General features: G+C 58.9%; 16 protein-coding genes. 2 read left to right on the top strand and 14 right to left on the bottom strand.

What is annotated here, in order from left to right:
* Positions 1-34: 34 nt before the first annotated feature.
* Positions 35-391: a hypothetical protein gene (locus H8F22_RS20015; protein WP_027922766.1), complete on the bottom strand. Its 357-nt coding sequence runs from the start codon at positions 389-391 to the stop codon at positions 35-37.
* Between H8F22_RS20015 and H8F22_RS20020 the strand changes: the two genes are divergently transcribed.
* Positions 390-686: a hypothetical protein gene (locus tag H8F22_RS20020; RefSeq protein ID WP_027922765.1), complete on the top strand. Its 297-nt coding sequence runs from the start codon at positions 390-392 to the stop codon at positions 684-686. The genes H8F22_RS20015 and H8F22_RS20020 overlap by 2 nt on opposite strands.
* Before the next feature lie 91 nt (positions 687-777).
* Positions 778-2457 carry a 2-isopropylmalate synthase gene (leuA, locus tag H8F22_RS20025; protein ID WP_027922764.1) on the top strand — a complete coding sequence of 560 codons (1680 nt, stop codon included), beginning with the start codon at positions 778-780 and terminating at the stop codon, positions 2455-2457.
* Positions 2458-2660: 203 nt separating this feature from the next.
* Here the strand turns inward: leuA and H8F22_RS20030 are convergent, their stop codons facing one another.
* The 13 genes from H8F22_RS20030 to fdx all read right to left on the bottom strand — a co-directional run bounded on the left by H8F22_RS20030 (position 2661) and on the right by fdx (position 14669).
* Positions 2661-3452, bottom strand: a complete 792-nt coding sequence (locus tag H8F22_RS20030) for an amidohydrolase (protein WP_027922763.1) — start codon at positions 3450-3452, stop codon at positions 2661-2663.
* Entirely contained in the window at positions 3440-4588 is a 1149-nt protein-coding gene (locus tag H8F22_RS20035) for a pyridoxal phosphate-dependent aminotransferase (RefSeq protein WP_027922973.1), read from the bottom strand. Before H8F22_RS20035 ends, H8F22_RS20030 begins: the two co-directional genes overlap by 13 nt.
* Positions 4589-4734: 146 nt before the next feature.
* A complete protein-coding gene (gene der / locus H8F22_RS20040; RefSeq protein ID WP_027922762.1) occupies positions 4735-6204 on the bottom strand; it encodes a ribosome biogenesis GTPase Der in 1470 nt (489 codons plus the stop codon).
* 139 nt (positions 6205-6343) lie between these two features.
* Positions 6344-7495 carry an outer membrane protein assembly factor BamB gene (gene bamB / locus H8F22_RS20045; RefSeq protein ID WP_027922761.1) on the bottom strand — a complete coding sequence of 384 codons (1152 nt, stop codon included), beginning with the start codon at positions 7493-7495 and terminating at the stop codon, positions 6344-6346.
* On the bottom strand, positions 7488-8129 hold the full coding sequence (locus H8F22_RS20050) for a tetratricopeptide repeat protein (protein WP_027922760.1): 642 nt from the start codon (positions 8127-8129) through the stop codon (positions 7488-7490). The genes bamB and H8F22_RS20050 overlap by 8 nt, the downstream gene beginning before the upstream one ends.
* Before the next feature lie 40 nt (positions 8130-8169).
* On the bottom strand, positions 8170-9459 hold the full coding sequence (hisS, locus tag H8F22_RS20055; protein WP_059182204.1) for a histidine--tRNA ligase: 1290 nt from the start codon (positions 9457-9459) through the stop codon (positions 8170-8172).
* Between the two features lie 24 nt (positions 9460-9483).
* Positions 9484-10593, bottom strand: a complete 1110-nt coding sequence (gene ispG, locus H8F22_RS20060; RefSeq protein ID WP_027922758.1) for a flavodoxin-dependent (E)-4-hydroxy-3-methylbut-2-enyl-diphosphate synthase — start codon at positions 10591-10593, stop codon at positions 9484-9486.
* A 3-nt stretch (positions 10594-10596) separates the two neighbouring features.
* The gene (locus H8F22_RS20065) at positions 10597-11652 is read right to left on the bottom strand and encodes a RodZ domain-containing protein (protein WP_194940596.1); all 1056 of its coding nucleotides are present in this window, start codon (positions 11650-11652) and stop codon (positions 10597-10599) included.
* Positions 11652-12410, bottom strand: coding sequence for a type IV pilus biogenesis/stability protein PilW (gene pilW, locus H8F22_RS20070; protein ID WP_059182202.1), 759 nt, complete (start codon positions 12408-12410; stop codon positions 11652-11654). The genes H8F22_RS20065 and pilW overlap by 1 nt, the downstream gene beginning before the upstream one ends.
* A gap of 17 nt (positions 12411-12427) precedes the next feature.
* Positions 12428-13570: a 23S rRNA (adenine(2503)-C(2))-methyltransferase RlmN gene (gene rlmN, locus H8F22_RS20075; RefSeq protein ID WP_027922755.1), complete on the bottom strand. Its 1143-nt coding sequence runs from the start codon at positions 13568-13570 to the stop codon at positions 12428-12430.
* A gap of 28 nt (positions 13571-13598) precedes the next feature.
* Positions 13599-14024, bottom strand: a complete 426-nt coding sequence (ndk, locus tag H8F22_RS20080) for a nucleoside-diphosphate kinase (protein WP_007903599.1) — start codon at positions 14022-14024, stop codon at positions 13599-13601.
* 88 nt (positions 14025-14112) lie between these two features.
* Complete coding sequence (gene iscX / locus H8F22_RS20085) at positions 14113-14313, bottom strand: Fe-S cluster assembly protein IscX (RefSeq protein WP_027922754.1); 201 nt, start codon at positions 14311-14313, stop codon at positions 14113-14115.
* A gap of 14 nt (positions 14314-14327) precedes the next feature.
* Entirely contained in the window at positions 14328-14669 is a 342-nt protein-coding gene (gene fdx, locus H8F22_RS20090) for an ISC system 2Fe-2S type ferredoxin (RefSeq protein ID WP_027922753.1), read from the bottom strand.

The raw sequence follows: 14669 nt of genomic DNA on the forward strand, positions 1-14669 counted from the left end.
GGCTTGCCCGCGATGGCGGTATCACAGACGCCTTCTATTCAGCCTCAAGATCCTCAATCCCATGGGCTTCCCGGTCCGCCAGGCAATGCCTGATCCACTCCTGAGTCTCCGCCGAAAACCCCGCCAGTTCCTCAGACGTGATCAACTCCCGCGCGCACAACCCAAGCAAGTGCGACCGCGCCTCATGCCGTGAAAACCTGAACACACCAAACGCCCAATACAGCTCCTTTTGCCTGCACTGAAGCAGCTCTTCAGTGGCTTCAATCCGCTCGTAAGGCGTCAGGCTTTTATCCGCCACGGTGCGCTCGACCTCCTCCATGATCCGGATACACATCCGCTCATGGGCCAACGGCCGCAACGCGCTATACCGCTTCCAGTCCGACTCGTTCATGTCCGACTCCTGCCTTGATCAGGCTTTAAGCATAGCCGCGCTCAAGCGGCCGTCATCGCAATTCTACAATTGCGCAGTGCTCAAACCTCGCGCAATCATCAAAACAATCAGCCCCGCTCACAGCAATAAAATCTCGATAAAACTGCCTTTTCGGGTATTCCTCTCAATTTTTTTCGACCGCTTGCCATCCTTCACCCTCGCGGTTAGGGTTGAAGGCATGAAAACCTTTCACACCCTCATTCAGCTTCGCCAGCACCGCAGCCTGTGCCTCGTCAGCGCACGACTGCCAGGCTGAATCGCGGTGCCTCGCCCCACGCTTTTCCCCAAGAACATTTGATCCACCGGCAGGCCGCCTTTTTTCGGCCCACACAATAAGGATTCCCCCGATGAGCATGCTCAAAGACCCGTCTTCGAAATACCGTGCGTTCCCGACCATCGATATCCCGGATCGCACCTGGCCGTCGAAGACCATCACCGCCGCGCCGATCTGGTGCAGCTCTGACCTTCGTGATGGCAACCAGTCGCTGATCGAGCCAATGGATGCGGTCAAGAAGCTGCGCTTCTGGAAAACCCTCGTGGCTGTCGGCGTGAAAGAAATCGAAGCCTCGTTCCCGGCGGCATCGCAAACCGACTTCGATTTCGTGCGTACCCTGATCGAAGGCAACCACATCCCGGACGACACCACCATTCAGGTGCTGACCCAGGGCCGTGAAGACTTGATCGAACGCACTTTCGAATCCTTGCGCGGCGCGAAGAAAGCCATCGTTCACCTGTACAACGCGACCTCCCCTTCCTTCCGCCGGATTGTCTTCAATCAGGACAAGGACGGAATCAAGGAAATCGCCGTCAGCGCGGCCAAGCTGTTCGTCAAATACGCCGCCCAGCAGCCAGACACCGAGTGGACCTTCGAGTACTCGCCAGAGACGTTCAGCGCCACCGAACTGGAATTCGCCAAGGAAGTCTGCGATGCCGTGATCGAGGTCTGGAACCCGACGCCTGAGCACAAGATGATCCTCAACTTGCCTGCCACCGTCGAATGCGCCACCCCGAACATCTACGCTGACCAGATCGAATGGTTCGGCCGTCACATCAACCGTCGTGACAGCGTGATCATCAGCCTGCACACCCACAACGACCGTGGCACCGGTGTCGCTGCTACCGAATTGGGCCTGATGGCCGGTGCCGACCGTGTCGAAGGCTGCCTGTTCGGCAACGGGGAGCGTACCGGTAACGTCGACCTCGTGACCGTGGCGCTGAACCTCTACACCCAGGGTGTTCACCCTGAGCTGGACTTCTCCGACATCGACGGCGTGCGCAAAGTCGTCGAAGAGTGCAACCAGATTCAGGTACACCCTCGTCACCCGTACGTTGGCGACCTGGTGCATACCGCATTCTCCGGCTCGCACCAGGATGCGATCCGCAAGGGCTTCGCCCAGCAGAAACCGGATGCCCTGTGGGAAGTGCCATACTTGCCGATCGACCCGGCCGACATCGGTCGTAGCTACGAGGCGGTGATCCGCGTCAACAGCCAGTCGGGCAAGGGCGGTATCGCTTACCTGCTGGAACAGGAATACGGCATCAACTTGCCACGCCGCATGCAGATCGAGTTCAGTCAGGTTGTACAACGTGAAACCGATCGCCTCGGCCTGGAAATGACCGCTCAGCAAATCCACGCCTTGCTGCACAGCGAGTACTTGCAGGCCAACACCCCGTACGCGCTGGTCAGCCATCGTCTGCAGGAAGAAAACGGTCACAGTGCGGTGGAAGTGGAAGTCTCGAGCAAAGGTCAGGGCGAAACCAACCTGCACTGGCGCGGCAAGGGCAACGGCGCGCTGGAAGCCCTGGTGGCCGGCCTGCCGATTCCGGTGGAGATCATGGACTACAACGAACACGCGATCGGCGCGGGCACCAATGCCAAGGCAGCGGCCTACATTGAACTGCGTGTGAACGGCGAGCGTGCGGTGCACGGTGTGGGTATCGATGAAAACATCACCACGGCCAGCTTCAAGGCCCTGTTCAGCGCGCTGAACCGCTCGCTGAGCCAGCCGGAAGCCAAAGCGGCGTAAGCGGTCGCTGAAATGCAAAAGGCCCCAAGGTACTTACCTTGGGGCCTTTTTGTTTGCCTGCTGTTTTTGTGCTGACCGTCCTGGGTGCATCGCGAGCAAGCTCGCTCCCACAGTGGATTTTGGTGTACACAAACTTTGCGTTCACATCGATCAATGTGGGAGCGAGCTCGCTCGCGATGAGGCCGGTTCAAACGGCAAGGATGTCAGGTGAACTCGAAGGTATCAGCGTCAAGGTTCGCCGGGAAACGCGTGCGATAGGCCTGCAGGTCCGCAGCGTTCAGCACCACTTGAAACACGCCGTCGGCTTCACCGGCACTGAGCAGGGTTTCGCCCTGGAAATCCAGTACCTGACTGTCACCGGTGTAGGCGAAGCCTTTGCCATCAGTACCGATGCGATTCACCGCGGCCACGTAGCAGAGGTTTTCGATGGCCCGCGCCGGCAGCAAACGGTTCCAGTGCTGACGCCGTGCACCTGGCCAGTTGGCGGTGTACAGCAGCAAGTCGGTGTCTTGCGCATCCCGGCTCCAGACCGGAAAGCGCAGGTCGTAACAAATCAGCGGCCGCACGCGCCAGCCCTTGAGTTCGAACTGCACCTGACGCTCGCCCGGCGTGTAATGGTTATGCTCGCCAGCCATGCGGAACAGATGGCGCTTGTCGTAGTGCCACACCTCCCCGTCCGGCCGCGCCCACAGCAGGCGATTGCGATGACTGCCGTCTGCGGTTTGAACAATGATGCTGCCGGTGATGACCGCGTCGAGTTTTGCCGCCTGAACGCGCAGCCACTTGCTGGTCGGACCGTTTTCCGCCTCCGCCAGCGTTTCCGATTCCATGGAGAAACCGGTGGTGAACATCTCCGGCAGGATGATCAGGTCCGCGCCGCGCGCCTGGTCCAGCAGCTGCTCGAAATGCTCCAGATTGGCTTGCCGGTCGTGCCAGGCCAGCGTGGTCTGGATCAACGCGACATTCAGGTTGGGCAGTGCACTCAGATCACGCATAGTTTTGCCGCTGCTTCACGCAGGGTCTCCTCGCGTTTGGCGAAGCACAGGCGCACCAGGCGCTGGCCTTCGGGTGGGGTCTGGTAGAACACCGAGATCGGGATGCTCGCCACGCCATGTTCGCGGGTCATCCACAATGCCATCTCGACGTCATTGAGGTCCGGGCGGATCTGCGAGTAGTCGACCAACTGGAAATAGGTGCCGGTCACACGAGTGAAACTGAAGCGCGATGGCGTCAGCAAATCGCAGAACATATCCCGCTTGGCCTGATAGAAACCTGGCAACTCTTCGATGTGTTCCGGGTGCTCCGCCATGAAGTCAGCCAAGGCAAATTGCAGCGGAGTGACGCCGCAGAAACTGACGTATTGATGCACCTTGCGCAGCTCGGCGGTGAGTGCCGGCGGTGCGACCACATAGCCGGTTTTCCAGCCGGTAACGTGATAAGTCTTGCCGAAGGAACTGACCACGAACGCGCGCTGATACAGCTCTTCGTGATTGAGCACACTGACGTGAGGCACGCCGTCAAACACCAGGTGTTCGTAGACTTCGTCGCTGACCAGATAGATGTCGCGACCCCGAATCAGATCCGCCAACTGATCCAGCTCGGCCCGGCTGATCAGCGCCCCACTCGGGTTGTGCGGCGAGTTGAGCACGATCATCCGCGTGCGCGGGGTAATGGCGTCAGCCAGTTTCTGGAAGTCGATGGAGAAATCGTTCAGCCCGAGCTGCACGTGCACGCAGCGTCCACCGGCCAGTTCCACCGACGGCTCGTAACTGTCGTAGCAAGGATCGAACACGATGACTTCGTCGCCGCTGTGGATGACCGCCTGAATCGCGCAGAAGATCGCCTGGGTGGCGCCAGGAGTGATGGTCACTTCGTGATCGGCATCGACGTTGACGCCGTAGCTGCGAGCGATCTTCGCCGACACTTGCTGCCGCAGAGCCGGCAGGCCGGTCATTGGCGAATATTGGTTATGGCCATTGGCGATGTGCCGGCCGACTGCATCGCACAGGGCTTGCGGGGCATCGAAATCGGGAAAACCCTGGGACAGGTTGATCGCCCCGGTTTGCGCCGCGAGTTGAGACATCTGAGTGAAGATAGTGATGCCGACATTCGGCAGCTTACTGGTGATCATCGGTAGCCCCTTGCAGGTGAGCTGCAAGTTTCAAGCGACAAGCTGCAAGCGGTCAAGCCTCAAACCTTCAGGCACAAAAAAGGGCCCCTGACAGGACCCTTTCTTGCTTCGACTTGAAGCTTGCTGCTTGAAACTTAAAGCTGCTTCTATTTCTTATCGCGGCGCTTTTTGTCGGCCTTTTTGTGGTGCGACATCATGCGACGCTTCTTGTTGACCTGGCGGTCGGTCAGCGTGGTCTTTTTGCCTTCGAACGGGTTCTCGCCGCCCTTGAACTCGATGCGGATCGGCGTACCGACCAGCTTCAAGACACGACGGTACGTGTTTTCCAGGTAACGAACGTAAGACTTCGGCACCTTCTCGATCTGGTTACCGTGGATCACGATGATCGGCGGGTTCGCACCACCCAAGTGGGCGTAACGCAGCTTGATCCGGCGGTTGTTGACCATCGGTGGCGCGTGCTCACCGACCGCATCTTCCAGAATCTGGGTAAGGCGGTTGGTCGGCCAACGGGTCACGGCGGACTTGAACGAGTTCTGTACCGAGGCGTAGAGGTTGCCCACGCCCGTGCCGTGCAGGGCCGAGATGAAGTGGATGTCGGCGTAATCAACGAAGAACAGTCGGCGTTGCAGCTCGACCTTCACGAAGTCGCGCTCGCTCGGCGTCATGCCGTCCCACTTGTTGATCGCGATCACCAGCGCACGACCCGACTCAATGGCGAAGCCCAGCAGGTTGAGGTCGTGGTCCACCACGCCTTCGCGGGCGTCCATGACGAAGATCACCACGTTGGCGTCTTTGATCGCTTGCAGGGTTTTGACCACGGAGAATTTTTCAACTTCTTCGTGGATCTTGCCGCGCTTGCGCACACCGGCGGTGTCGATCAGCGTGTACTTCTCGTCGTTACGCTCGAACGGGATGTAGATACTGTCGCGGGTGGTGCCGGGTTGGTCATACACGATCACCCGGTCTTCACCGAGCATGCGGTTGACCAGGGTCGACTTGCCGACGTTCGGGCGACCGATGATGGCGATCTTGATACCGTCTTTTTCGCTTGGGCCAGGAATGCGCTTGGCTTCCTCACCTTCGGCAACGATCTCTTCTTCGCCGTCTTCCGGCTCTTCCTCGTCTTTCGGGAAATCGCTCAGGGCGATTTCCAGCATCTGGGTGATGCCACGACCATGAGCACCGGCGATAGGAATCGCGTGGCCCATGCCCAACGGGGCGAACTCGGCGCGGGCCATTTCAGGGTCGATGTTGTCGACCTTGTTGGCAACCACGTAGGAACGCTTGTTACGTTTGCGCAAATGCTCGGCGATCATCTGGTCGGCGGCGGTGAAACCAGCCTTGGCATCTACCAGGAACAGAACGACATCCGCTTCTTCAATGGCCAGCAGCGACTGCTCGGCCATTTTTTCGTCCATACCGTGCTCGTCACCGGAGATACCGCCGGTGTCGACCAGAATGTAGGAACGCCCTTGCCACTTGGCCTCACCGTATTGGCGATCACGGGTCAGACCGGACAAGTCGCCGACGATGGCGTCACGAGTCCTGGTCAGGCGGTTGAACAAGGTGGACTTGCCGACGTTCGGTCGGCCCACCAGGGCGATTACGGGAACCATGCGGCTCTCCACTTCGTTATTTCAGAAAATACAAAAGCCGCTGCGAGGCAGCGGCTGGTGCTCGGGGCAACGCTTGAGGGCGCTGCGAACCCCGTGTTACGGGGCTGCCTGGGGATTAACCCCAAGCATAGTCAAACCTTTACTTAATGGTCAGGGCTTCCAGTTTGCCGCTGTTGCCATACACATAAATCGTGTCACCCACCACCAGCGGACGGGCACGCAGGCCGTCGCTGTCAATCTTTTCGCGGCCGACGAAACGACCGTCCACCTGGCTCAGCAGGTGCAGGTAGCCTTCCATGTCGCCGACTGCAACGTAGCTGGAGAACACTTCCGGAGCCGACAGTTGACGACGGGCCAGCGAGTCGTTGCTCCACAATGCAGTGGTGGAACGCTCGTCGACGCCTTCAACCGTGCCCGCAGACAGGCTCACGTAGACGTTGCCAAAGCCCTGGGCGACACCGGCATAGCTGGAAGCATCACGCTGCCAGAGCTGACGACCGCTTTCCAGGTCCAGTGCCGCAACGCGCCCCTGATAGCTGGCAACGTACAAAGTACCGCCGGACAGCAGCAAGCCGCCGTCGATATCGACCACACGTTCCAGCTCCGAACGACCTTGTGGAATCGCTACTCGCTGTTCCCAAACCGGCACGCCGTTGGTGATGTCCAGAGCGACCACTTTACCGGTCGACAAGCCAGCCAGCGCAAGGCGGTTGGTCACGATCGGTGCGCTGGTGCCGCGCAGGGTCAGGACCGCAGGCGTACTGTCATACAACCAGCGCTGGTTGCCGGTCGCGGCATCCAGACCGATCAGACGGTCGTCCTGAGTCTGAACCACAACCACGTCACCGTTGTTGGCCGGCGGTGCGAGGACTTCACTGGTCACGCGAGCGCGCCATTTCTCTTCACCGTTGATCGCGTCCAGTGCAACGATTTCGCCTTTGAGCGTGCCGATCATGACCAGCCCGTAACCCACGCCAACGGCGCCGGAAACGGGCAGTTCGAGATCTTTCTTCCATTTGACGTCGCCATTGCTGCGATCCATCGCGACCACCACGCCAGTGACGTCGGCAGCATAGATGTTGTCGCCATCAATCGCCGGTACCAGCATGTTGTAGGTTTCGCCCTGACCGTCACCGATCGAACGACTCCACTGCTTGTGCAAGACCACTTCTTCTTTGAAGTCGACGAGCTCGGCAGGCGGCAATTCTTTTTTGCTGTTGCTGCTGCAACCCGCGGCCAAAATGGCCAGGGCCAGCAATGCTGCATGTTTCCAACGAATCACGTCACGCATCCCCTTTGGCCAGATCGTCCAGCTTGATTTGTAGGCCGCCGACCGCCGCTTCATCCGACAGGGCTGCCTTGGCTTTTTGATACGCCGTGTTCGCTTCGTCGGTACGACCCAACTGCACCAGCAGGTCGCCTTTGAGTTCTTCACGAGTGGCCAGGAATGCTTTGTCGGCATCGCCTTCGAGCAACTTCAGGGCTTCATCGGCCTTGTTCTGCGCGGCCAGTACCTGCGCCAGACGCTGACGGGCGATTTCACCCAGCGCCGGGTTGGCCGGTTTGGCGACAATGGCTTTGAGCTCGGTGGCGGCGTCGTCCAGCTTGGCGCTGTCGACCGCGACTTTCGCCACGAACAGGCTGCCGTATTGTGCGTAGGCACTGCCGGCGAACTCGCTGTTGAGCTTGCCAGCCAGGTCGGCAACACGGGCTGCGTCAGGCTTGCCGTCAGGCGTCAGCGTGGTTTCGAGCAGTTGCTGATAGAGCATCGAGGCGCCTTGCGACTGATTGCTCTGATATTTGTGAAAGGCTTGCCAGCCGAACACGATGACCAGCGCCAGCAGGCCGCCAGTAACCAGGGGCTTGCCGTTGCGTGACCACCAGTCCTTCAAATCCGCCAGTTGTTCGTCTTCGGTACTCGACACCCCAATACTCCTTAATCGCTAAATCGGCTGTTTGACAGCTTCAACCCTGCACGACGCAGGTGGCCAGGTGTGCAGCAAGCGCATCCCAGGCAATGCTTTGTTGTTCGCCCTGGCCACGCAGGGGTTTGAAACCTACCACTTGCTGGGCCATCTCATCGTCACCGAGGATCAGCGCATACAGCGCACCGCTCTTGTCGGCCTTCTTGAACTGGCTTTTGAAGCTGCCGGCGCCGGCATTGACTTGCAGGCGCAGGTTGGGCAATTGATCACGAACACGTTCACTCAGGGTCAGGCCGGCGAGTTCCGCCGCTTCGCCGAAGGCGCAGAGGTAGACATCGACCTGACGGGAGATTTCTTCCGGGATCTGCTCCAGGGTCTCAAGCAACAGCACCAGGCGCTCGATGCCCATGGCGAAACCAACGCCCGTGGTCGGCTTGCCGCCCATCTGCTCGACCAGACCGTCATAACGACCGCCGGCACACACGGTGCCCTGGGCGCCCAACTTGTCGGTGACCCATTCGAAAACGGTCTTGCTGTAGTAATCCAGCCCGCGAACCAGCTTCGGGTTGATCACATAAGGAATGCCGGCGGCGTCCAGACGAGCCTTGAGGCCCTCGAAGTGCACGCGGGACTCATCGTCCAGGTAGTCGGCCATTTTTGGCGCGTCGACCAGGATCGCTTGGGTGTCGGCGTTCTTGGTGTCCAGAACCCGCAACGGGTTGGTCTTCAGACGGCGTTGGCTGTCTTCGTCCAGCTTGTCCAGATGCGCGGACAGGAACTCGACCAGCGCTTCACGATAGCGACCGCGCGATTCGGCAGTGCCCAGGCTGTTGAGCTCGAGCTTGACCGCATCACGGATGCCCAGCTCGCCCCACAGGCGCCAGGTCAGCACGATCAGCTCGGCATCGATGTCCGGACCGTCGAGGTTGAACACTTCGACACCGATCTGGTGGAACTGGCGATAACGGCCTTTCTGCGGACGCTCGTGACGGAACATCGGGCCGATGTACCAGAGTTTCTGCACCTGGCCACCACCGGTGATGCCGTGCTCAAGCACTGCACGCACGCACGCAGCCGTGCCTTCCGGACGCAGGGTCAGGGAGTCGCCGTTGCGATCTTCGAAGGTGTACATCTCTTTTTCGACGATGTCGGTCACTTCACCGATGGAGCGCTTGAACAGCTCGGTGAACTCGACGATCGGCATGCGGATCTGCTTGTAACCGTAGTTATCCAGCAGACGCGAAACAGTGCCCTCAAAATGACGCCACAGGGGAGTCTGTTCGGGCAGGATGTCGTTCATGCCACGAATGGCTTGCAGAGACTTGCTCACTTTAAATCCTTAAATTCGTTCGGCTCAGCCGCGGGCGATGACTGCCGCGTCGGCTTCGACTTTCTCGGCCGCTTTCTGGCGGATCAAGCGTTCAAGCTCATCCACCAGATTGTCATTCGTCAGTTTCTGCGACGGCTTGCCGTCGATGTAAATCAGGTTGGGCGTGCCGCCGGTCAAGCCGATATGGGCTTCCTTGGCTTCACCCGGCCCGTTGACCACGCATCCGATGACCGCGACATCCAGCGGCACCAACAGGTCTTCGAGGCGCCCTTCCAGCTCGTTCATGGTCTTGACCACATCGAAGTTCTGCCGCGAGCAGCTCGGGCAGGCGATGAAGTTGATGCCACGGGAACGCAAATGCAGGGATTTGAGAATGTCGTAGCCGACTTTCACTTCCTCGACCGGGTCAGCCGCCAACGAGATGCGAATAGTATCGCCAATCCCTTCGGCGAGCAGCATACCGAGGCCCACGGCGGATTTCACTGTGCCTGAACGCAAACCACCCGCTTCGGTGATACCCAGGTGCAGCGGCTGGACGATTTCCTTGGCCAGTAAACGGTAGGCTTCGACGGCCATGAACACGTCAGAGGCCTTCACGCTGACCTTGAAGTCCTGGAAATTCAGGCGTTCGAGGTGCTCGACGTGACGCAGGGCAGATTCAACCAGCGCTGCCGGGGTCGGCTCGCCGTACTTCTTCTGCAGGTCTTTTTCCAGGGAACCGGCGTTGACGCCGATGCGGATCGGAATCCCGCGATCACGGGCGGCATCGACTACCGCGCGGACGCGGTCTTCGCGACCGATGTTGCCCGGGTTGATCCGCAGGCAGTCCACACCCAACTCGGCCACGCGCAATGCGATCCGGTAGTCGAAGTGGATGTCGGCCACCAAGGGCACTTTGACCAGTTTCTTGATCTTGCCGAAGGCTTCGGCGGCATCCATGTCTGGCACGGAAATGCGCACGATGTCGACGCCAGCGGCTTCCAGACGATTGATCTGGGCCACGGTGGCGGCAACATCATTGGTATCGCTGTTGGTCATGCTCTGCACAGCGATAGGCGCATCGCCGCCAACAGGCACGTTACCGACCCAAATCTTGCGGGATTCGCGACGTTTGATTGGAGATTCGCCGTGCATGACTTATTGACCCAACTTCAGGCGAGCAGTCTCGCCACTGGTGAACGGAGCGACATCAACCGCCTGACCGTTGTAGCTGACCTGCGCACCACGGGCGAAGCCCAGGCGCACGGCAAACGGCGGCTTGCCGCTGACGGAAACGCTATCGCCTTTACGCTTGAGACCACTCAACAGCACCTTGCCGGTGCCATCGGTCACTTGCGTCCAGCAATCGGCGGTGAACTGCAGCTGAACCTGGCCCTGACCGGCTACTGGAGCCGTCGCAACCTGTGCCTGTGCGGCAGGAGCAACCGGAGCGGTCACTACCGGTGCCGGAACCGCTGGAGCAGCCGGCGCCGGAGCAGTCGGCGTCGCAACCACTGGGGCAGTGTTGTGCGCTGGAGCAGCAACAACAGGAGCGGCGTTGTGCGTCGGAGCCACCGGTGTCGATACTACCGGAGCAGCCGGCGTGGTTGCTTCAGCTTCAGCCGGTGCTTCAGAGGAGGTCTCGGCTTGTGGCAATGCCAGCGAAGTAGTCCCTTCCGCCTGACCTTCCGCGACGGCCTGGTCTTCCGGCTCGTCCAGCGGATGGATCTGGGTGGTGCCGTCGGCGCCTTCAACTTCTACATGTTCCGGGGCGAGGCCGATCGAATCCTTGGTGCGCAGCGAGGTTTGATCCTGCCACCAGACAAAACCACCCCCAATCACCGCGATCAGCAGCAACAGGCTGACGATGCGCAAAATAGTATGGGAAACCCGTACCGGCTCTTCGATACGCCCCAGGCTGTGAACGCTGCTGCCCTGGGAATCGGTGCCGGTGGACTGGTCGAACTGCTGGACGAGAACGGCCTGGTCCATGCCCAGCAATTTGGCGTACGCACGGATATAACCGCGAGCAAAGGTATGCCCAGGCAGCTTGTCGAATGCGCCGGCTTCAAGATTGCTCAAGGAGGTGACGGTGAGGTTGAGCTTGAGGGCCACTTCGGCCAGCGACCAGCCATTGCTTTCGCGGGCCTGGCGCAAAGTCTCACCGGGGTTAACGCGATTCGCTGCTACAACTTCGGGATGCGCCGCTTTCATCATTGCTCCGACAGGTATTGCTGATATTCCGGCGTACCGGGATAGAGTCGTTTTAGTTGCAGGCCTGCACTTGCGGCCTTGTCGCGATCTTCGAACACATTTGCCAGCCGAACGCCGAGCAATAGACTACGTGCATTTTGCTCGGCCAGCAGGCTAAAACGATCGTAATAGTCACGCGCGGGCACATAATGCCTGTCTTCGAAGGACAACTCAGCCATTTCGAGCAATGCACGTGGCTGTTGGCGATTCAAACGCAGGGCTTTTTCGAGTTGCTGCTGTGCAAGATCACGCTCGCCCAACTTTGAAGCGGTCATGCCCAGGTTCTCGAATACTCGCGAACGCTCAGGATACAGCGTATCGGCGGCGGCCTGTTCAAAGCGCTCGTACGCCTCTTTGTAGCGTTTTTCCTCGAAGAGGAAACTGCCGTAATTGTTCAGGATTCGTGCGTCGTTGGGGCGGGAAGACAATGCCTTGCGAAAATGCTGGTCGGCCAGTTCCGGCTCCATTTCAGCCTGGAACACCAGACCCAGCGCGGCGTTGGCATCAGGGTCCGAGTCATCCAGCTCCAACGCCTTTTTCAGCGGGACCTTGGCGCGCTCGGTCATGCCCTGCTGCAAGTACCCCAGGCCCAGCTGTACATAAGCCACACGCGCTTCATCGCGCCCCTTGCTGGTCTTCATCGGGTTGAAATCGCCCGACAGGACACAACCAGCACATAGGCTGGCCCACAGCAAAAGCAGCGCGAAGCGCAGGGACATAGAGATCCTCTCTTTAATTATTTCGCAGCGTTTGTAGCCATATCGTTCTCGGCGCTCAACTCGCGCACGGCGATATAACGTTCGCTGCGACGGGTGCGATCCAGCACCTGCCCTACCAATTGGCCACACGCGGCATCGATGTCTTCACCGCGAGTGGTGCGTACGGTGACATTGAAGCCTGCATGGTGAAGCTGATCCTGAAACCGGCGAATCGCGTTGTTGCTCGGGCGCTCGTAACCGGAATGCGGGAACGGGTTAAACGGAATCAGGTTGATCTTGCACGGGATGTTCTTGAGCAGCTCGATCATCTCAACGGCGTGTTCAACTTTGTCGTTGATGTCCTTGAGCAAGGTGTACTCGATGGTCAGCACGCGCTTTTCGCCCAGGGACGACATGTAGCGCTGGCACGACTCGAGCAGCATCTTAAGCGGATATTTCTTGTTGATCGGCACCAATTGGTTACGCAATGCGTCATTCGGTGCGTGCAGCGACAACGCCAGGGAGACGTCGATGTGCTTGGACAGCTCATCGATCATCGGTACCACGCCGGAGGTCGACAGGGTCACACGGCGCTTGGAAATGCCGTAGCCCAGGTCGTCCATCATCAGGTGCATGGCCGCGACGACGTTGTCGAAGTTCAGCAGCGGCTCGCCCATGCCCATCATCACCACGTTGGTGATGGCACGGTCGGCAGTCGCCGGGATGCTGCCAAACGATTTATTGGCAATCCACACCTGACCGATGACTTCGGCCGCGGTGAGGTTGCTATTGAAACCTTGCTTGCCGGTGGAGCAGAAACTGCAATCCAGGGCACAGCCTGCCTGGGACGAAACGCACAGAGTGCCGCGCTTGCCCTGGGGAATGTACACGGTCTCGACGCAGCTGCCGGATGCCACGCGCACCACCCACTTACGGGTGCCGTCGGTGGAAATGTCCTCGCTGACCACTTCAGGACCGCGAACTTCAGCAATCACCTTGAGCTTGTCGCGCAAGGCTTTGCTGACGTTCGTCATGGCGTCGAAATCATCGACGCCAAGGTGGTGAATCCATTTCATTACCTGACCGGCACGGAAACGCTTCTCCCCGATCGAGTCGAAGAATTTTTCCATTTCCTGTTGAGTCAGACCCAGCAGGTTGGTTTTTACAGTCGATGTAGTCATGGATTCACCTTCACTCTTAAGCCAATGCTTAGCGAGTGGTTACTTCAGTAGCTGCGAAGAAGTACGAGATTTCGCGAGCAGCAGCGGCTTCGGAGTCCGAACCGTGTACAGCGTTGGCGTCGATGGAGTCAGCGAAGTCAGCGCGGATGGTGCCGGCAGCAGCTTCTTTAGGGTTGGTAGCGCCCATCAGCTCACGGTTCAGAGCGATAGCGTTTTCGCCTTCCAGAACCTGAACAACAACCGGGCCGGAGATCATGAAAGCAACCAGGTCGTTGAAGAAACCACGAGCGCTGTGCTCAGCGTAGAAGCCTTCAGCTTCAGCTTTGGACAGTTGCTTCAGTTTCGAAGCTACAACGCGCAGGCCTGCTTTTTCGAAACGAGTGGTGATCTCGCCGATGACGTTTTTTGCAACAGCGTCAGGCTTGATGATGGAGAAAGTACGTTGAACAGCCATGGTGTAACTCCAGAAACGGTAATTTGTGAAAAATTAAACCCGCGAATTATACGCGGGTTCTTGGGTATTGCCTAACCTGCAGCGTGGCTCAGTCGCGTTCTTCGATCCAGTGGGCCTGAATGGCCTCCAGAATCTTTTCGCCACTATGCTCAGGCTTGTCGTCGAAATCGGGCAATTCCATAACCCATTTGCGCAGATCGACGAAGTTGACCGACATAGGGTCAACATCGGGCTTGCTTTCAGCCAGCTGGATCGCAATCTCCAGCACATCAGTCCACTTGAGACTCATGACAATTCCTTGAATCAGTGCGGCGCTTCGGCTGCGTGGTTGAGCGAGTATTTCGGAATTTCGACGGTCAGGTCTTCCGTGCCGACTCTGGCCTGACACGCCAGGCGGGACTGAGCTTCCAGCCCCCAAGCCTTATCAAGATAGTCTTCTTCCAGCTCGTCAGCCTCTTCTAGCGAATCAAAGCCTTCACGAATCAGGCAATGACACGTGGTGCAGGCACAGACGCCACCACAGGCACTTTCCATCTCGATGTGGTGTTCGTGCGCCAGTTCGAGGATGGAAATGCCGGGCTCAGCCTCTACAACCATGCCGTCCGGGCAAAACTTCTCGTGTGGCAGAAAAATGACCTGCGGCAT

This window comes from Pseudomonas mucoides (assembly GCF_015461845.1).
Classification (GTDB): Bacteria; Pseudomonadota; Gammaproteobacteria; order Pseudomonadales; family Pseudomonadaceae; genus Aquipseudomonas; species Aquipseudomonas mucoides.

Coding starts and splice junctions, on each gene's coding strand:
- H8F22_RS20020 (WP_027922765.1), top strand. CDS start 390: ATGTCCGACTCCTGCCTTGATCAGGCTTTAAGCATAGCCGCGCTCAAG.
- H8F22_RS20015 (WP_027922766.1), bottom strand. CDS start 391: ATGAACGAGTCGGACTGGAAGCGGTATAGCGCGTTGCGGCCGTTGGCC.
- leuA (WP_027922764.1), top strand. CDS start 778: ATGAGCATGCTCAAAGACCCGTCTTCGAAATACCGTGCGTTCCCGACC.
- H8F22_RS20030 (WP_027922763.1), bottom strand. CDS start 3,452: ATGCGTGATCTGAGTGCACTGCCCAACCTGAATGTCGCGTTGATCCAG.
- H8F22_RS20035 (WP_027922973.1), bottom strand. CDS start 4,588: ATGATCACCAGTAAGCTGCCGAATGTCGGCATCACTATCTTCACTCAG.
- der (WP_027922762.1), bottom strand. CDS start 6,204: ATGGTTCCCGTAATCGCCCTGGTGGGCCGACCGAACGTCGGCAAGTCC.
- bamB (WP_027922761.1), bottom strand. CDS start 7,495: ATGCGTGACGTGATTCGTTGGAAACATGCAGCATTGCTGGCCCTGGCC.
- ispG (WP_027922758.1), bottom strand. CDS start 10,593: ATGCACGGCGAATCTCCAATCAAACGTCGCGAATCCCGCAAGATTTGG.
- H8F22_RS20065 (WP_194940596.1), bottom strand. CDS start 11,652: ATGAAAGCGGCGCATCCCGAAGTTGTAGCAGCGAATCGCGTTAACCCC.
- pilW (WP_059182202.1), bottom strand. CDS start 12,410: ATGTCCCTGCGCTTCGCGCTGCTTTTGCTGTGGGCCAGCCTATGTGCT.
- rlmN (WP_027922755.1), bottom strand. CDS start 13,570: ATGACTACATCGACTGTAAAAACCAACCTGCTGGGTCTGACTCAACAG.
- ndk (WP_007903599.1), bottom strand. CDS start 14,024: ATGGCTGTTCAACGTACTTTCTCCATCATCAAGCCTGACGCTGTTGCA.
- iscX (WP_027922754.1), bottom strand. CDS start 14,313: ATGAGTCTCAAGTGGACTGATGTGCTGGAGATTGCGATCCAGCTGGCT.
- fdx (WP_027922753.1), bottom strand. CDS start 14,669: ATGCCGCAGGTCATTTTTCTGCCACACGAGAAGTTTTGCCCGGACGGC.